At 50.6% G+C, this 18,976-nt stretch carries 13 protein-coding genes; 8 read left to right on the top strand and 5 right to left on the bottom strand.

Features of this window, described 5'->3' with window-relative positions; all coding sequences use genetic code 11:
- The first annotated feature begins 42 nt into the window (after positions 1–42).
- Positions 43–2,421 (top strand): polysaccharide biosynthesis tyrosine autokinase, encoded by a 2,379-nt coding sequence (locus Enr17x_RS21300; protein WP_145311717.1) that lies wholly within the window; start codon positions 43–45, stop codon positions 2,419–2,421.
- Between the two features lie 12 nt (positions 2,422–2,433).
- On the opposite strand, the gene Enr17x_RS21295 is transcribed toward Enr17x_RS21300, so the two are convergent.
- Both Enr17x_RS21295 and Enr17x_RS21290 read right to left on the bottom strand, forming a co-directional pair.
- Positions 2,434–3,789 carry a sigma-54-dependent transcriptional regulator gene (locus tag Enr17x_RS21295; protein ID WP_198000719.1) on the bottom strand — a complete coding sequence of 452 codons (1,356 nt, stop codon included), beginning with the start codon at positions 3,787–3,789 and terminating at the stop codon, positions 2,434–2,436.
- Between the two features lie 24 nt (positions 3,790–3,813).
- Positions 3,814–5,274: a sensor histidine kinase gene (locus tag Enr17x_RS21290; protein WP_145311715.1), complete on the bottom strand. Its 1,461-nt coding sequence runs from the start codon at positions 5,272–5,274 to the stop codon at positions 3,814–3,816.
- 463 nt (positions 5,275–5,737) lie between these two features.
- On the opposite strand from Enr17x_RS21290, the gene glgA reads away from it, so the two are divergent.
- The 3 genes from glgA to Enr17x_RS21275 all read left to right on the top strand — a co-directional run bounded on the left by glgA (position 5,738) and on the right by Enr17x_RS21275 (position 10,843).
- A complete protein-coding gene (glgA, locus tag Enr17x_RS21285) occupies positions 5,738–7,252 on the top strand; it encodes a glycogen synthase GlgA (RefSeq protein WP_145311714.1) in 1,515 nt (504 codons plus the stop codon).
- A 46-nt stretch (positions 7,253–7,298) separates the two neighbouring features.
- The gene (locus tag Enr17x_RS21280; protein ID WP_145311713.1) at positions 7,299–8,294 is read left to right on the top strand and encodes a galactose-1-phosphate uridylyltransferase; all 996 of its coding nucleotides are present in this window, start codon (positions 7,299–7,301) and stop codon (positions 8,292–8,294) included.
- A 353-nt stretch (positions 8,295–8,647) separates the two neighbouring features.
- Complete coding sequence (locus Enr17x_RS21275) at positions 8,648–10,843, top strand: alpha-amylase/4-alpha-glucanotransferase domain-containing protein (protein ID WP_145311712.1); 2,196 nt, start codon at positions 8,648–8,650, stop codon at positions 10,841–10,843.
- Positions 10,844–10,883: 40 nt separating this feature from the next.
- Here Enr17x_RS21275 and Enr17x_RS21270 read toward each other — a convergent pair whose 3' ends face one another.
- Both Enr17x_RS21270 and Enr17x_RS21265 read right to left on the bottom strand, forming a co-directional pair.
- Positions 10,884–12,164 carry a DUF1501 domain-containing protein gene (locus tag Enr17x_RS21270; protein ID WP_145311711.1) on the bottom strand — a complete coding sequence of 427 codons (1,281 nt, stop codon included), beginning with the start codon at positions 12,162–12,164 and terminating at the stop codon, positions 10,884–10,886.
- A 72-nt stretch (positions 12,165–12,236) separates the two neighbouring features.
- On the bottom strand, positions 12,237–14,105 hold the full coding sequence (locus Enr17x_RS21265) for a DUF1549 domain-containing protein (protein WP_145311710.1): 1,869 nt from the start codon (positions 14,103–14,105) through the stop codon (positions 12,237–12,239).
- Between the two features lie 175 nt (positions 14,106–14,280).
- Here Enr17x_RS21265 and Enr17x_RS21260 point away from each other — a divergent pair, with 175 nt between their 5' ends.
- From Enr17x_RS21260 to Enr17x_RS21250, 3 genes are read left to right on the top strand one after another with little or no spacing between them, the layout of a single operon-like run.
- Complete coding sequence (locus Enr17x_RS21260; RefSeq protein ID WP_145311709.1) at positions 14,281–15,984, top strand: GntP family permease; 1,704 nt, start codon at positions 14,281–14,283, stop codon at positions 15,982–15,984.
- A gap of 45 nt (positions 15,985–16,029) precedes the next feature.
- Positions 16,030–16,611, top strand: a complete 582-nt coding sequence (locus tag Enr17x_RS21255; protein WP_145311708.1) for a hypothetical protein — start codon at positions 16,030–16,032, stop codon at positions 16,609–16,611.
- A 20-nt stretch (positions 16,612–16,631) separates the two neighbouring features.
- Positions 16,632–17,015 carry a VOC family protein gene (locus Enr17x_RS21250; RefSeq protein WP_145311707.1) on the top strand — a complete coding sequence of 128 codons (384 nt, stop codon included), beginning with the start codon at positions 16,632–16,634 and terminating at the stop codon, positions 17,013–17,015.
- Positions 17,016–17,142: 127 nt separating this feature from the next.
- Here the strand turns inward: Enr17x_RS21250 and Enr17x_RS21245 are convergent, their stop codons facing one another.
- Positions 17,143–17,664 carry a leucine-rich repeat domain-containing protein gene (locus Enr17x_RS21245; protein WP_145311706.1) on the bottom strand — a complete coding sequence of 174 codons (522 nt, stop codon included), beginning with the start codon at positions 17,662–17,664 and terminating at the stop codon, positions 17,143–17,145.
- Between the two features lie 376 nt (positions 17,665–18,040).
- Here Enr17x_RS21245 and Enr17x_RS21240 point away from each other — a divergent pair, with 376 nt between their 5' ends.
- Complete coding sequence (locus Enr17x_RS21240) at positions 18,041–18,973, top strand: phosphatidate cytidylyltransferase (protein ID WP_145311705.1); 933 nt, start codon at positions 18,041–18,043, stop codon at positions 18,971–18,973.
- The last annotated feature ends 3 nt before the right edge of the window (positions 18,974–18,976 follow it).

Here is an 18,976-nt window from a genome sequence, read left to right as displayed (position 1 = left end):
TGCTGAATCTCTCAGCGTTTAGATAGATCAGGACCGAGTGTCGTGAGTACCGAATTTCAACCTCTGGATCAACAATCCGATTTTGCCATTGATGGTATGGAAGAGCATGCGCCGACCAATTCCTCCGGCCCCGGAGTCGATATTGTACGGTTGTTGTTTCGGAATAAATTTCTGCTGATCACCGGCCTGATTGCGGGATTGATGCTGGGACAGGTAGCCTACATAAAGCTGGGCCCCATCTTTTCTGCCAGTACCAAAATCCAGGTTTCACAGAAAAATGCCGTGCCGATTAAAGAGGGAGAAGCGCAGACATTCGGTGAACTGACTGCACACATCGACGTGATTAAGAGCCCGCGCATTGTAGGCGAAGCGGTCAAAGAAGCGAAACTGAATGAATTGCCTTCACTGGCGGGCGAAAAAGATCCCACGCAGGACATTATCGATACGTTAAAGGTCAAACGCATTTCGGGGAATGATCGTGCGTATTTGAATATCCTGAGTATCACCTATGAAAATCCGCTGTCACAAGACGCCAAAGCGGTTACGGAAGCGGTCGTCAAAGCATATCGCAAATATCTGAACGATGTCAGCGACGAAAACACCAAAGACATTATCAAGCAACTGAATGAGGCGAATCAGCAGATTCTGAGTGATCTGGAACAAAAGAAAAAAGAGTATAAAGAGTTTCGGGAAAAAGCACCCCTGTACTGGGAGCATACACCCGGCTCAGAGGCCGCTGTCGCCGGCAGCACTAACGTGCACCAGGAACGAGTCAAAGCCATCGATAACGAACGCCGTCTCAATTTGCTGAAACTGACGGAACTGAAATCAAAAATCGATTCCCTCAAAGCGGCGATCGCCAGTGGAGAATCAAAAGAAACACTCGAACTATTAGCGCAGCAGTTTCTGATGGGACAGACCCGCGGACAGGCCGGCAGCGCCAATGGCAACACAAGTCAAGGACAAATTGCGACACCCAACACGACGCAGGTAGACCGCGCGCGTACTGCTCTGGAAACACACCTGATGCCGCTGTTGATTCAAAAACATCGTCTCGAACGGGACTTTCAAAAAAATCATCCTGATCTGGACGCTGTCAATCGTAGTATCGAAACCGTGATCAATCTGTATCGTCGACAGGGGTTGGATATTTCGGCTGAGAATCTCGAATCGGGCGACTTCAAAATCGCAAAAGTAAAGGATGTCGATTTTGTCAACGTCTATCTCAAATCGATGGAACAGCAGCTCAAAGAACTCAATAATCGGGAAACAGAACTGACCAAACTGTTCGAACAGGAAACGGCGCTGGCAAAAAAGGTGGGGAACTTTCAAGTTGTCGATCAGTCCTACAATGAAGAAATCGCCCAGCTGAAAACACAACGCGAAGAAATATTTAAACAGTTACTGGTGGAAAAGGTCTCGCAAGGGGATGGCGGTTATACATTGACGCAGCTCGCTCCGGTCAAAGATGAACTGGTCATCAAACGCCAGTTGAAATTCCTGATAGCAGGCGGCGCCGTCGGACTGGGACTCGTCCTTGCCATCTCTTACTTCCGGGAAATGCGTGATACCACTGTGAAGTCGGTCGATGAAATCAGAGATCAACTCCACTTGCCAATTCTGGGTGAAGTTCCCACGTTTGCCGAGAGTGAAGCCGCCATGGACGACAGCGAATTCGACCCGGCTCTCTGGTATTATTATCGCCCGGCTTCCCGGGAAGCCGAAGCGTTTCGTTCATTACGTACGTCTCTTTTGCTGAAGACAGATCGCAGCGGTGCGAAAGTCTTACAGATGACCAGCGCCGAACCCGGCGATGGAAAAACGACTTCCATTTCCAATCTCGCTCTGGCGATTTCACAAACAGGACGAAAGGTTCTGATCGTCGATGCCGACTTGCGGCGTCCTACCGTGCATAAACTATTCGGTCTGTCAAACGCCATTGGTTTAGGCGATGTCATGGCCAATGAGATCGATGCCCAGACCGCGATTCGCGAAACCAGAATCAGCAATCTCTCCATCATGACCGCAGGAACACTGCCGGAGAATCCTTCAGAAATGCTGATGTCGCGGCGTTTCACCGATTTAATCAAACAACTGCGAGATGCCTACGACTACGTTCTGATCGATACGCCACCTCTGGTCGTCGTCAGCGATCCTTCAGTGATTGCTTCAACGGTTGACGGTGTGCTGCTGGTCGTCCGTCTTGATAAGAACCGGCGTGGAGTCATGCGAAAAGTGCAACAGGTGATTCAGACAAACGGTATTAAAGTCACCGGTATTCTGGCGAACGGCATTTTCTCCGGCCGCTATGGCGAATACGATTACGGGGCCGGCGAAGGCTATCAGGAATATTTTGAGGCACAGCCGAAAAAGAAAACGACACAGCCCGTTGTTCCGGCAAATACGGAAATTACCAGCTGATCGATTTCGCTATTATTCGAGCTCGATATCCAGCTCTTCGATTTTACGATACAGACTGGAAAGACCGAGCTTTAACCGCTTGGCGGCTTCACGCTTATCGGTACTGTCTTTCAACACGCGCGTAATATGCATCCGTTCGTAATGCCGCAGCGCCAGACGCAGATCGTCAACATCCGGTAACGGAGGTTCGTTCTGATGCAACTCTGGCGGCAGATCATTCAGGCAAATCAGCGTGTCATCGCACATCATGACGGCACGTTCGATCGCATTATCCAGCTGCCGTACATTGCCTTTCCATTCCGCCGACATCAGCGTCCGAATCGTTTCGCTGGTCGCGCCGGTCACCCGCTTTCCCATTTTATGAGAATGCTTTGTAATGAAGTATTCGACCAGTTCCGGAATGTCATCCACGCGCTCGCGTAGTGCCGGAATGTGAATTTTCATCCCGTCCAGACGATAGAACAAGTCCTCTTCAAACTCCCCTTTCTTGACCATCTCGGCCAGATCCTGGGTCGTTGAAGCGATCAGCCGGACATCCACTTTCACTGGTTCGGCACTACCTAAAGGCAGGATTTCGCCATACTCAATCGCCCGCAGCAGTTTACCTTGTGTGCCTAAAGGGAGTTGAGAGATTTCATCGAGATAGACGGTGCCGCCATCCGCATTTTTGAAAACCCCCGTCTGTTCTGCCTGCGGATATTGAAGTGAACTGGCGGCTGATCCAAAGAGTTGTGACTCCAGTAATTCAATCGGACGCATCCCGCAGTTCACCGCCAGAAAACGTTGTTCCTTTTTCGGTCCATTCGCATGAATCGAACGGGCAAACAGTTCTTTCCCCGTTCCCGATTCACCAAACAGCAGGACATTCGAATTAGTAGCGGCAATCTTGCGAATGGTACTTTGCAGTTTCTGCAGGGCTTTACTGCTGCCGACAATCTCTTCGATTCCCGGGCTGCGTGCCAGTTCGCGTCTCAGAATCTGGTTCTCATAAAAGATTTTCTGATATTCAAACAGGCGATTCAGTTTGTGGGACAGGTCATCAAAGATCACCGGTTTGACCAGATAATCAAAGGCGCCCGCTTTAAACGCCGAGATCGTGTTTTCCACGGTCGCATACGCGGTAATGATCAATACGAAAATGCTCGGCTTAATATTCTGCAGGCGCCGCAGCAGTTCAATGCCGTCGCCGTCCGGTAATTGCACATCACAAATCGCGACATTAAAATCCCGATCCCGCGCCAGCTCCAGTGCTTTGGCGACCGTCGAGGCCTGCATGGTTTCGTAACCTTCACTGGTCAGATATTCCGCCAGGGAAGTTCGGATGACTTCTTCGTCTTCAACGATGAGTACAGATCGATTCAGTTGCACGTTGGGTTCAATCCTGTTTTCTGCTTATGTCGTTATTACAAATTTGATTTCATTCGCCGGGCCGGGAGGAATCTCCGCCAACCCCTGTAGTTCGTCACAGTTCAACGAGACGATAAATTTCGCGCCAGCTTTGACGCTTTCATCAATTTCGATTGTTCCGGAATTCGAATGCTCAAGAATATTTTTGCACACAAATAAACCAAGGCCTGTTCCTTTTGACTTGGTTGTGAAGTAAGGCTGGAACAGTTTCGGTTTGTCTTCTTCCCGAATGCCCTGACCATTGTCATGCACGGAAATCAGAATCTGGCCGTCGCGGGCTTGTGTTGTGATTTCGATCGATTCGCCTTCTTCTGTCGCATCCATTGCATTCAGAATCAGATTCAAAAACACCTGCACCAGCTGGTCACGGACGACCTGTACCACCGGCAGATTCTCAGCAAACCGGGTGATGATCTTTTTGCCTTTTTTACGTTTATAGTACTTTGAAATATTCAAAGACTCGGTAATCAGCTCGTTGATATTGCAGCGATTGCGTTCCGTCGTCGCCGGTCGACTGAAATCGATCAGTTCCCGCAGAATGCGTTGAATCCGGTGCAGCTGGCCATCGACCTCCTGCAGACGTTTGCACGTGTATTCGTCGTTATTATGCCGATTTAAAAGCTGCACCAGCGAACTGATTCCCGCCAGCGGGTTCCCCACTTCATGCGCAATCCCGGCGGCCAGCAAACCAAAGGCGGCATGTTTTTCCTGCTGCACGAGTAACGCCTGCGATTCCTGTAGATCGCTGGTACGGCGGGCGATTCGTTCTTCCAGCAGTTCCTGGTTCTGCTGAAGCTGCGCATTCGCAGCCGAGAGTTCCATACTCGTGCGTTTCACCAGACTCGAAAAGGCAATACTGGCCCACGCGACCCAGCCCATCCAGACAATCATCAGCAGTAATTGCGTCAGCCAGTCGGCAGGGATGGAAGGGCTCGTAAATAGAATCGTGGTAAAACTGATCAGGTGCAGTCCCAATGTCATATACGCGATCGCCGGCGAATGCCGGATCGAGCACACAATCAACGAGAGCAGATAATAAAAACGGAACGGGCTGTTCAGGCCGGCATCGTAATGACAGAGCAGACCGATAAACAGCGCCTCCATCACCGAAATAATCAGCGGCCACTCGCCCAGAAACACGCGACCGCGAAAACTGAAATACGTATCGGCGAGTGCATAAATCGCACCCAGTGTCAGAATCCAGTTGAGCTGCGGAACCTGTATCGCCGAATTATTCCCCACAAAGTTGACCAGCACGTATCCGACACACAGGCCAAACCAGCGGATGCGCAGCGTGATCTCTTCGGCCGGCAGTTCCCAGGTAAAGGCATCGTGATGAATTTTCGCTTGTGCTGCTGGTGTGGGGGGAGACTTTGCCTGCGCAGACTCATTTTGTGAAGCGTCTGTAGAATTCGGTTGATTTTCCAGAATCGAAGGATCATTCATATCAGAAATTCAGACTCAGCGTCGTACTCTCGAAGGGCGGCAAAAGAAGGTTCATAAATGCTACTATTATTATATGCGTGTCGCTTTGAATGACTGGTTGAATGATGTGCGCATTTCATCCGAAACGGGCATTGATGCGGAAAGCCCAGGCTATACTATCTCCAATCTGAAATTGATCCGCAATTACACATTCCCAATTTTGCGGCAGAAGTTCGCTATTTTTACTGAACAAACAGGTAAAACCAGACCACCGCACCAACGAGAGTCGCACACACTCATGGGAGGCCTTCCCAAATAGACACTTTTGATCTCGAGATTTCTGAAAAATCTTTATGAATTGAGCGATCCAATACCGGGTTTCGACTCCACTTGTGTTTACAGATCCGTTACTTTCAACCGATAATACCCTCTATAATATTGTAGACACGTTCAGAGATCTGAAATCCAGATAGATCGGGAATTTATGAAAATCGTTTTAGCGAGTTCCGAAGCGATTCCATTTGCAAAAACAGGTGGTTTGGCCGATGTCGCCTCGGCCCTCTCAAAAGCGCTGGCAGAAGCCGGGCATGAAGTCACTCTGTTTATGCCGTATTACCCTCAATTGACGGCGAAACGGGGATTGAATCCGGATGACTTTGAAGTCTGCCCGGAAAAGGTTTCGATTACCGTCGGCAGCAAGGAAGTCGAAGCCGGTCTGCGTAAAGCCAGCTTTCCCGAGTCCAGCGTCACCGTCTATCTGATTGATCAGCCCCGCTATTTTGATCGACCGGAACTGTATCACGAAAGCGGTCGCGATTATCAGGACAACTGCGAACGATTCATTTTCTTCAGCCGATCGGTGCTGGAGTTTGCCGACAAACTCGGTTTGAGCCCCGATATTATTCACGCGAATGACTGGCAGACCGGATTGATCCCCGCATTATTGAAAATTGAATATCAGGACCGCCCCGGTTTTGAAAAAACGGCTTCGGTGTTCACCATCCACAACATGGCCTTTCAAGGTCAATACTGGCATTGGGATATGCTGCTGACCGGCATCGACTGGAAATACTTCAATCGACATCAAATGGAATTCTTCGGTCAGCTCAACTTGTTGAAGACCGGCATCGTGTTTTCCGACATGATCACGACTGTCAGCCCGACGTATGCACAAGAAATTCGGACCGAACGCTTCGGCTACGGCTTGAACGGCGTTCTCGATACGCACGCTGATCGCCTGGTCGGCATTTTGAATGGGGTCGACCCGACAGAATGGAATCCTGAAATCGATCCGAATCTCGCAGCCCACTATAACGCGTCGACCGTCACACAAGGCAAGCCGCTCTGTAAAGCCGCCCTGCAGGAAAGGATGGGCTTGCCCCAAAAGCCGGAAGTCCCGCTGCTGGGAACTATTTCACGCATGACCGATCAGAAAGGGTTCTCTCTGATTCTGGACGCTGCCGAGAACCTGCTGGCGACGGATGTGCAAATGGTCTTTCTGGGAACCGGCGATCCCTATCACGAAGCCTCTTTTACCGATCTGGCAAAACGCTTTCCCAACAAAGTCGCGACCTACATCGGCTTCGATGAGAGTTTAGCCCATCAGATTGAAGCCGGCCTGGATATCTTTCTGATGCCCAGTCAGTTTGAGCCCTGTGGTTTAAACCAGATGTATAGCCTGATTTATGGAACCGTGCCGCTCGTGCATGAAGTGGGTGGACTCGCCGATTCGGTCGTCGATGCCTCGGGAGAGAACCTGGAAAACGGCACTGCCAACGGATTTTCCTTCTGGCATTTTGACTCAACCGTGTTGTATCGACAAATGCGTCGTGCGATCGACATGTACCTGGATAAACCGATCTGGAATCAACTGCAGCACACAGGCATGTCCAAAGACTGGTCCTGGAAACAGAGTGCGCAGAATTATCTCTCGGTCTATCAACGCGCCGGCAGCTACCGTGCCAATAATACCGAATCGGTTTCTGCCTCGCATGGATGAGCGGTGAACGTCTCTTTTTTTCTGTCCCCAATAGCTAACTGTTTTTATGTCTGAGATCCGCACCGATCCTCTTACGGGTTATACCACCATCTTCGCACCGGAACGTGCACAACGTCCGATTGCGCTGTCTCTTGATCCGACTCCCTCTGAAATCACGCAAGAACAACTTGAGTCGGATCCGTTTGCCGAAGGCAAAGAAGACGAGACGACTCCCGAATTGTACGCCGTGCGTTCTGCCGGTACTCAACCCAACCAACCCGGTTGGCAGTTGCGGGTTGTCGCGAATAAATATCCCGCACTGACTCCCTATGCTGTCGCAGCCTGTGGTTCGAATCATTATGGCGTGCATGAAGTCATCGTCGAATGTCCGCAGTTTGAGACGCAGATCACGCGTCTGGGGTCATCCCAGTTTCAGGAGATCTTCCGTGCCTATCGACAGCGCGTTGCCACGCATCGCGAGGATCCTCAACTGGACTATGTGATCATTTTCAAAAACCAGGGGATTCTCGGCGGCGCTTCGTTAGGACACGCACACTCGCAACTTGTCGCCAGTCAGATGGTGCCAGAGGCCATGCAACAGGAACTCAAGGCCGCACAGAAACATTTCGCCGAGACGGGCAGCTCTCTGTTTGAAACATTATTTCAGAAACAGCCGAATGGCGTTTCAGGTCTGGTGATGTCGACTCCCCATTTTTACGTCGTCTGTCCCTATGCCAGCCGTTTCGCGTTCGAAACCTGGATTATTCCGCGCACACTCAACACCCACTTCGATCAATCCACCGATCAGGAACTGGATGATCTCAGCGACCTTAGTCGGCGTCTATTACTGGCTTTGGAAGACATCCTCGGCAGTCATGATTTCAACTTCGTCATCCAAACCCCGCCTTTCGCGACCAGCGATCAAAGCGGCTATACCTGGAGTCTGCGCGTCTATCCCCGGCTGGCACATCTGGCCGGCTTCGAGCTGGCGACGAACATGTATATCAATCCGGTCTTTCCCGAACAGGCAGTTGAAATGCTTAAAAAACAGCTTGATTCCTGAGTCCCTCTCCCCGTTTGGCTCAGATGTAAAATAGAGAATCCAGCCCCGGATTCGGACTTGTCCCAGTTAATCAATCTGGCGAAAAATTACCTGCTTTAACATTTGACCTTCCTTCGACAGTATTTCGGGACTGCAAGTATCGATTTTACGGGGACTTGGATTTTATTCTCATAAAAAGTCCTCTATGATTAATAAAAGATTGGCTTTACTATAAGCCGGTTTCGTTCCAAGTCCTGCGGGATCAGTGATTAAAGCAGGAGCGGGTGGTGCTCGCTCGTGTCATAAGTCAAATAATACTATTTCTTAGCGTAATCGATAGTTCTGTGTATTACACAGATGAAAGGATGCGGCCCATGGGCTGTCGACTTCGGCTCGTATTAGTCATTCACAACCATCAGCCAGTCGGGAATTTTGAAGGGGTTTTTGAAGAATCCTATCAAAACAGCTATCAACCCTTTCTGGATGTTTTGTCAGAATACCCTGATATCCCTTTTTCTCTCCATACGTCAGGCAGCCTGATGGAATGGCTGGTCGAAGCACATCCCGAGTATATCGATCGAGTACGGGGACTGGCGGAATCCGGACAGGTAGAGATTCTGGGCGGACCATTTTACGAGCCGATTCTGGCGGGCATTCCCCGCTGTGACCGCATCGGTCAGATCACCGCATATACGGATTACCTCAAGAAACTTTTCGGCACGCCGATTCGCGGAATGTGGGTTCCCGAACGCGTTTGGGAACAGGCCTTCGTGTCTGATCTTGTCGATGCTGGCATGGAATACACGCTGTTGGACGATTCCCATTTCAGCGCCGCCGGCGTTCGGGCTGAGAAAATGCACGGGTACTATCTGTCGGAAGATGAAGGCCGCCTGCTCAAAATCTTTCCCGATAACGAAACCCTACGTTATCAGATTCCGTTTACCGACCCTGTCGAAACGATTCACTACCTCAAAGAAATTGCCGACCATCATCCGCACTCCGTTGTTGTATTTGGTGATGACGGCGAAAAGTTTGGCGCCTGGCCGGGCACGTACGATCATGTCTACCGGGATGGCTGGCTGAAGCGTTTTCTTGATTTGCTCCGGCAGAACAGCGACTGGTTAAAAGTCACCACAATGTCCGAGTCCGTTGATACGGTCTCGCCTATGGGAAGCTGTTATCTTCCCGATGCCAGCTATCGTGAGATGACCGAATGGGCGCTCACCTCAGATCGTCAGCTCGAACTGGCTGACCTGAAAGAAAAATTTAAGGACGTCGAAGGCTTTGATCGTTTGAAGCCGTATTTGCGTGGCGGATTCTGGCGCAACTTCCGGGTGAAATATTCGGAACTCAATGAAATGTATTCCCGGATGTTGCTGGTCAGTAATCGGCTGCAAAGTCTGGAAGCGACCGGTGTGGAAGCAGACGACCTGCCCATTCTTCACGAAGCACGTACCGAACTCTATCGCGCACAATGCAACTGCCCGTATTGGCACGGCGCCTTTGGCGGGCTGTATCTCCCTCATCTGCGGAACGCGATCTACAAGCATCTGATTGCCGCAGACACGTTACTCGAAAAAATCACACATCGCGATGCCAACTGGCTGGAAGTCGAAGCCGCTGATTTCAACCTGGATGCCCGCAAGGAAGTCCGTCTGGCCAGCAATCGTCTCGTCGGATTTCTGGCTCCCGCTCACGGCGGTCATCTCTACGAACTGGATGTCCGCGGCGCGAAACACAATATTCTGGCAACACTGAATCGTCGCCCCGAACCGTATCATGACATTATCCGTAAAGCAGCAGAGGAACGGACAGAGGGATCTCAGAACGGCGAGGACATCGGCAAAATTCATAATGCCGTTCGTTTCAAGCAGCCTGACCTGGAAAAGAAGTTGCACTACGATCACAGTCCCCGTAAATCTCTGGTTGATCATTTCTATCAACCCGGCGTAGATCTCGAAACGGTGGTCAACGGCGGCGGAGAATTAGGCGACTTTGTGCAGGGCGTGTATCTCAGCTCGCTGCGTCGCACCGATGATTACTGTGAAGTGCGGATGACCCGTAAAGGGCACGTTGGTCCCTACGAAGTGGAACTGACCAAAACCGTCTCGCTAGCCAAGAATGCAGCGGGCACATTGGAATTCCACTATGAACTGTCACATCTGCCGACAGACGTTCCCCTGCATTTTGGAGTCGAATTCAATTTTGCCGGTCTCGCCGCCGGTGCCAGTGACCGATATTACTACAACCATCTCGGCAAGCAGCTGGGACAGTTGGAATCGAAACTGGATCTGGAAAAAATTGACCGCATCGGTCTCGTTGATGAATGGCTGGGGCTGGACGCTGCTCTGGATCTCTCCTCGCCTGCGAATATCTGGACCTTTCCGATTGAAACCATCAGCCAGTCGGAAGGTGGCTATGAACTCGTGCATCAAAGCTCGGTGGTGATTCCCCACTGGGAGTTTGTTGCCGACGAACAGGGACGCTGGTCTGTTACGATTACGCTTTCAATGGATACTTCAGCCGCGCAAGCAAAAGCACTCAGCGAAGCAGCCACTTCCGGAGCGTGACTGTTCACTGAGCGCTTTAAAAAGTCGATTAGATTTAGATCTAGGAAAACAGTTCGGTCACGACTTCGCCGCCATCCACGATTTTCATCGGGCGGCCCAGCGGACTCATGTTTTCCTTCTTCGGGTCTACTTTAAGCGAATGGCAGATTGAGCTGAAGAGATCGGTGACGTTCACGGGGCGATCTTTCACAGCCGAACCATCGTCGGTTGAAGCGCCAATTACCTGTCCCCCTTTGATGCCCCCACCGGCGAGGGCGGCATTAAAGACACGCGGATAATGATCTCGCCCCGCGCGGGCGTTGATCTTCGGCGTACGACCAAATTCACCCATCCAGACCACCAGGGTTCGATCCAGCATGCCACGCTGTTTGAGATCGGTAATCAGCGCCGCCATTCCCGCGTCGACTTCCTTTGAACGGGGGGAGATCACTTCAGAAAGGTTAAAGTGATTGTCCCAGCCATTGGAACGGACTTCGATAAACGTCGAACCCGCTTCCACCAGGCGGCGTGCCAGCAGGCAGCCTTTCCCAAAGTTGCTTTCTCCATACTGTTGACGGAGTGAGTCGGGTTCCTTGCTGAGATCAAACACTTCCGTCTGTGGGCTTAAGACCAGCGAAGAGGCTTTGTTATAAATCTTGCTATGATTCTTCACGACTACTTCACCGCCGCGACTCGCAAATTCGGTATCGAGGCGTCCTAACAGACCCAGGCGTTTCTGATAGCGTTGATCAGGCACAGTTGCCGCCACATTATTGGGAATATTGCCCGGGTTGTTGATGTTAAATGGCTCATAGTCCACACCCAGAAAGCCAGCACCAGTGGTGGCACCAACAGAAACGATTGAAGGTATATCCAGCTCGCGATTGCCAATTTCCCGTGTAATATTGGAACCCAGGCTCGGGTGCTTTACGCTGCCCGAGGGCACATAACCCGTATGCATCTGATAGGTGGCACGTTGATGATTGCCTTCTTTGTTCGTCATCGAACGAATCAATGCGATATCCGACATGACCTTGGCCGTATTTTTCCAGTCTTCGGATATTTCGATCCCGGAGACAGAGGTTTGAATCGCACTTTTATCGCCCGCACTCGAAGTGTTGGGTTTGGGGTCAAATGTTTCAAACTGGCTTGGTCCCCCCGCCATCCAGAGCAGAATCATCGAACGGCCCTGCTTGCGGAGTTCTTCTGCCGAGACACTCATTAAGTCGTGAAAACTGAATGTTCCCGCAGCCAGTGCCCCCATGGACACATTGCGGAGAAAGCTGCGGCGTGAAAAGCCTCGACGGCTCGTCTGAACGTGTTGGTGATGATAAAGACTCATGAAAAACTCCTCAGCCTGAGGGATGGTATTGATTCAAAGTAAACGCAACGCGAAATCGGTTTGCTCACACAATCAGCGTTTAGTAATGAACTCACTGGAATTGAGGAGACTCCACATCAGATCCTCCAGCGCTTCTGCACGATTGCTGGTTTCCTGAAAATAATCCAGGCATATCTTCAATTCCGATTTGCTCGGCTCTCGTGAGAGCGTCAGCAGATACAGTTCCTGCACGGCGTCTTTGTTATCAGGATAATCCTTGGCGATCTGTGCCAGCTTCGTATTCCGGTTTGTTCCCAGCAAGCCGTTGATGGATGTGGAATTCATCATGAACAATGCCTGCGGAACGTCTCCGGTGATCTCTTCTTGTGATGTGGAAGGATCAAAGGTAAACAGACTGCTGAATTGTCCGCGGCCCGTTCGGCTGGCACGGAAACGTCGATCACCGCGGTTGGGATTGGCCTGCAGGTCATCCACGCCAAATACCTGCGTGATGGCCGTGAAAATCTGATCGCCTCGCAAACGAGTGGGGGATTGGGCAGCAAACGGGGTGTTTAGTTGCCCCTCTGTTCGCTTCTGCATTTCTCTCTGATAGGCCCGCGTGTTGGTAATCGTACGGCAGAGCCATTTCAAATCGTATCCGCTGGCGGTGAAACCATCGGCCAAAGCGTCGAGCACTTCCGGGTAGACGGCACTGCGTTCGGGGCCGATATCATCTATGGGCATGTAGAACCCTTCTCCCAGCATTTCCGCCCAGAGACGATTCACAATCGCTCGTGCAAACCAGGGATTGGATTTTGATGTGAGAAATTTTGAAAGTGTTTCCCGGCGATCCAGATCGTCCAGACCTTTACCGGGAGATTTTTTATCGACAAATAAGACCGGATGCACGACCGTCCCGGCAGATGTGGGGTTGTTCAAGTCAGGCATATAATATTCCGACATGAATCGACGGGCGTTGTCGGGCACCGGGATACTTTTCAACTCTTCGGCGGTTAATGCTTTATCTCCGTCTTTGTCAGCACGGGAAACCAGCCGTTCAAAGCCCCGCGCCATGCGGGTACGCTGGACTTCGCGTTCCGTCAGTTTGCCATCCCGGTTACGGTCGTAGGCACGAAACAGCATCGTCGGATCTTGCAGCATTTTCATGCGTTGTGCAAACTGGTTGCCGTTCTGGTTCATCGAGACCACTTCAAACGTCCGCGGCATCGCATCACGCACCGGACGCACTCGCACACGAGGGAAGAACGCCGCCAGTTCATGAAAACTGTCCCGCTTCCATTTGTCGGTCGGATGATCATGGCAGTTGGCACACTGAATCTGAATTCCCAGAAAGATGCGTGACGTTTCTGCCGCCAGTTCAGCCGGATCACCCTGATGGGCGAACATCAACGCCGTGTTTCCATTTTCGCGGACATCACCGGTGGCGGTCAACAGCTCCGTGGTGATCTGATCCCAGCTTGTATTTTCATTGAGTTGTGACGTCATCCAGGTGACGAACGAACCTTCATTCAGACGGGAACGCGCATCGGTGGCCCGCAGATAAATCACATCCCGCCAGTAACGTGCCCAGTTGACGCCGTACTCTTCCGACTTGAGTAAGTCATTGATGACCGCTTTCCGCTTGTCGGGGTTAGAATCCAGTCCAAACAGAATCACTTCCGATGAAGTCGGCTTTCGTCCTGCCAGATCAAAGGTCACACGGCGGAGAAAGTCTTCATCATTGGCCAGCGGTGCCGGCTCGATTTTTGATTTCTTCAGCTCCGCTTCAATCAGTTGATCGAGTTTTTCTGCCAGCGTCGTTTCGTCGACTCTTTGCAGTTTCTTCGATTGTGTTGAACTCTTTGTTGCTGCGAAAGTGGAAGACTGGCATAATGGGACCGACACTGTAAATAGAAAAAGACAAACTATTTGTGTCGTTCGTTTCACGGAAAAACTCATCATGACATTTCACCTGATTGAATTAGGGTAAATGGGCTCCGGGCAAAATGCGGGAGTCAGACAGATGCGATTGCGTGTCTGATGTGTATTAAACCCGATCTGGATTAGAATGTGTCGAAAAAATGGTGATTTTCGAGAAATAAAATAATCAGAACCTGAAAACCAGACTGGTAGGACAATGGATCAGAGCGCTTGGGTCATCGTTGTTATCTTGTCAGGGGTGGCCATCGTGATTGGTGGCGTCCTGTTTTTTCGCCTGCACGCCTTTCTGGCGTTATTGGCAGGGGCCATTTGTGTAGGCGTTTTGACGCCCGCTCAACAGATTGAAGAGACAGCCCTCCGAAAAAACAAGCTCAAAATCATTGAGGTCAGCAAAGACAATCGCCAGATCGTCGTGGAGGTTGATCAGGCGGGCACCATTCAGCCCGGCATGATGCTGATGATTCTAGGCACAAATCAACCCAACTTCCCCTTGATTCCGATTGCCGAGACGGAAGTCCAGCGCGTGACCGCGAAGTTTACGGAAGGGAATAAAAAAATCAGCATCGCCGACCTCAGTATCCGCGATGACAGTGCCAGCCGTCAGATCAGCCTGGACGATTTTGCGATTACGCCCTCCAATTATCAGGCCGCCATCGTGCAGGGCAAACAATCGGTGGGAGAACGCGTCGCAGCCGGCTTCGGTTCCACCTGTGCCAAGATCGGCATTTTGATTGCACTCGCCGCCATCATCGGCATGTGTCTGCTGGAAAGTGGAGCCGCCGAACGCATTGTTCGTTCCTCCGTGAATTTTGTCGGCGAGAAACTGGCACCGTTGGCATTCATGGCGAGCGGTTTTTTATTAGCCATTCCAGTCTTCTTCGATACGGTTTTCTATCTGTTAATTCCACTGGGGAAAGCCATGCGCTTTCGCACAGGCAAGAACTACCTCCTGTATGTGCTGGCGATTGTCACCGGGGGCACGATGGCCCATTCGCTGGTCCCTCCCACACCCGGCCCACTGTTTGTCGCCGAGCAACTGGGCGTTGATATCGCCACGATGATGATTGGCGGCATGATCGTCGGCAGTATCGCCGCCTTCTTCGGTTTGGGGTACGCGGTGATGATCAACAAACGCTGCGTCCTGCCGTTCCGCGATTCCGCTGACGTGACTAAAGAAGACCTCACCAAACTGGCCTCCAGCAAACTGGAAGATCTCCCGGGGCTCTGTTTATCGCTGACACCGATTGTGCTGCCCGTGTTGTTGATCGCCGGCTCGACGATGTTGAAATTTGAATCGATCAAAAATCTCTGTTCGCCTGAAGTGCAATCGTTGATCAAGACACTCGGAAACAAAAACCTGGCGCTGGGCATCGCCACCATCATCGCCCTCGGTACGCTGATTCGACAGAAGAAATCGTCCATGGCGGACCTTTCCACATCCATTCAGGCGGCCCTCTCAACGGGGGGCGTGATTATTCTGATCACGGCAGCCGGCGGTGCCTTTGGCGGTGTGTTACAACAGACGGGCGTCAGCTTTCTGATTGAATCCCTGCCCGATGTCTCTCCGCTGATGCTGGTCACACTGGCGTTTCTGATTACCACCGCGATCCGCAGTGCCCAGGGCTCATCGACCGTCGCCATGATTACCACCGTCGGCATTCTGGGCGGAATCGCCGAATCGACGGCGCTCGGCTTTCACCCGGTTTACCTGGCACTGGCGATCGGCTGCGGCTCGAAACCGATCTCCTGGATGAACGACAGCGGCTTCTGGGTCATCGGAAAAATGAGTGGCATGACCGAAGGCGAAACTCTAAAATACGTCACGCCCATGACGGCTCTGATGGGCATCGCCGGTTTGGTCGTTGTTCTGTTAGGTGTGCAGTTTTTCCCAATGGCGTGAGTTTTGAATATGGACAGTAAAGACGAGTTACACATAGAAAATCAGGTGTCCGATTCATCGGCAAGTGTAGAAACGAAAGCAGTTTCCCCCTGGCGAATCGTGAGCTGGGTTTGTGGTACCGTCATTTTGGTCAGCGTTTTCTCATGTATTGTGATGGCGGTGCTGCGCAGCGAGGGACTCAGGGAAATCAAGGTCACAGCACTCGATGCAGAACTGGAGCCGCGCGATCATAGTCTGCCATTGATTAAGCAGTTTGATGCATTGCCAGACTATGAGATACTTGTGAGAACAGAGGGCTTATTCAGAACCAATCTTGGAGCCAAACCGAACAAGTCTGCCCAAGAAGGTCTGACCTGGAGGCTGAAAGAACTGATTCCCGTCAGTGAGATTACCAGCATTTGCTTACAGGATCAGGATAAGGTCATCTCGGATGCACTGGTTGAAGTGCAGATCACGGGACCTTCAGTGGTTGCCGGTAACTACCGTTTTGATTTTCAAACAGAACACTCTGCTGAATTGGGTGTGAAATCGTTTTTCAAAACTCCTGTCGGGCAGGCGATCAGTTTCGCGTTTACGATGGCTATTGTCATCGTTTTGCTCCGATTCTTCAGTTTCTTTTTTATCTGATTGGCCCAGCGGGTAACAACATGGAAGTCAACCATCTGGATCACTTGGTCTTAACGGTGATAAACATCGAAACGACGCTGACGTTTTACGAGACCGTATTGGGCATGCAGCGAGTGTCGTTCGGTGCAGGGCGGTATGCACTGACATTTGGCAATCAGAAAATTAATCTGCACGAAGTAGGACACGAATTTGAACCCAAGGCCGAGCACGTGCAGGCTGGCAGTGCGGATCTCTGTTTCATTCTTAAAACCCCGGTAGAAGAAGCGATCAAAGATCTACAAAGCCAGGGCGTGGAAATCATTGCCGGCCCCGTAGAGCGAACCGGCGCTCTTGGGAAAATCAGGTCTGCCTATTTCCGTGATCCTGATGGGAATCTGATTGAAGTCTCGAATTATGCGGACTAAGAGTCGTCTGCTTGTTAGGATGTGCATTGTTTCTGGCTCTGTTGTATCCATCTAAAACTTCACGCATGACGGGAACGTTTCATGAACTGTGAAGCCACGAGCGTCGTATCTATTTTGTTCGCAAAATTCAATCTGATTTTACGGACGATGCAGGTAACTGCTCTGGTGGACTCTGTTTGTTTGAAATAGTAATCACCAGCTTTTTGTCCCTCTGTGTGCTGGAAGTCAGGTTCTCTTTGAGCTGATTGATCTTGGACTGTAGCCGATTCACGGTAGCGGGCGTGACAGCTGTCTGTTCCAGATTGATCGAAAGCAGATAGGGTTTGTTTTCCAGGTGACGCAGACCCTGATCGGTAATATTCGTCCCTCTCAGGTTGAGTTCTCGAATGTTTTCGAGACCCTTTAGACGCTCTAATGTGGCGTCAGTGACGTTACAGTTTTCCAGTTTCAAAAAACTGAGATAGGTCATTCGTTCGAGATCATGTAATGTTTCATCGGAAACCTGGTGATTATTCGCATCGATATTAAAGACTCTGGGTTTGACAGGGAGATTGATGAATTGCAAATGCGGTCTGAGAAACGCTGGCATGCTGCTGACTCCGAACCAGGTATAGCGAACGGTTGCTCCGGCATTCTTTAGTCTCTTCACCAGGGCTTTTCGTCTTTCAAAGCAGTATCGGTGGTAGGCGTGGAATGAGAGAAACCCGATCAGGAGGAGGGAGAGCACCAGCCATTTCGGTTTTCTCAATCCAGATTTGAGGCCTATTTCCATTTTGCATGCTTACTTTTCAGTAGATTGTTTGAATGCTGTGGTTACCAGGTTTGATTATCCGTTGTTTTCCCGATCGATGCCAGAAAAAGAATGATCTTATTATAAATCAAATCCTCTAGTGGGTAGTCACTCTACTTTTTTCTTGATAATGAATTAAAATGAGATCTTGAGATTGTGTGCTCAAGAATTGCAACGATGTCCTGGCCTGTCACTTCTGCTCTTTATCTACCTGTCGATATTGGAAAGCCTGATTATGTGGGATATCCCGCCACATTCGTTTTATGCCATGCTGGTTGTGTTGGTTTTATTGCTGACCGCGACGGCCTGCCGGCTCATTCTGGCGCATGTTAAAGCGGAAAAAGATTTTACCGAGCTGCGACATCGGATTCAGTCCTGGTGGTGGATGATTGGTATTCTTTTTGTCTGTCTGGTCGTCAGTCACACGGCTGCCATCATTTTGTTTGCCTTCATCAGTTTTCTGGCGCTCAAAGAATTTTTCTCCATTGTACCTACCCGTCAGGCGGATCGACGCGTCCTGTTCTGGGCCTATATGGCGATCCCCGTTCAATATTATCTGGTCAGCATCGGCTGGTACGGGTTGTTTATCGTCTTTATTCCCGTGTATGTCTTTTTACTGTTACCGATGCGCATGGTTCTGATTGGTGAAACGAAAGGCTTTATTCATTCGGCGGGCATCATTCACTGGGCGGTGATGCTCACCGTGTTCTGCATCAGTCATATTGTGTATCTGCTGATGTTGCCGGTATTAAACCTGGATGCGGGAAGGATTGGTCTGGTGATCTTTTTGCTGTTCATGACGCAGTTCAACGACGTCTGCCAATACATCTGGGGCAAGTTACTGGGCAGGCATAAGATTATTCCGAAAGTCAGTCCTAACAAAACCTGGGAAGGCTTTTTAGGCGGCGTGTTGACAATTACGCTCGTCTCTGGTTTCCTTGGTCCCTACTTAACGCCGCTCACATTTCGCTTCAGCCTGCTGGCTGGTTTGCTGATCAGTGTGTCCGGCTTTATTGGCGATGTGGTGATCTCATCGATCAAACGGGATCTGGAAATCAAAGACAGCGGCAGTCTGATTCCCGGTCATGGGGGAATTCTGGATCGCTGCGACAGCCTGATATTTACCTCGCCTCTGTTTTTTCACTTTCTCTATTATATGAATTATTAAAAC

This window comes from Gimesia fumaroli (assembly GCF_007754425.1).
Taxonomy (GTDB): domain Bacteria; phylum Planctomycetota; class Planctomycetia; order Planctomycetales; family Planctomycetaceae; genus Gimesia; species Gimesia fumaroli.
Note: the sequence above shows the minus strand (reverse complement) of the source record. Positions and strands in the feature narration are given on the sequence as shown.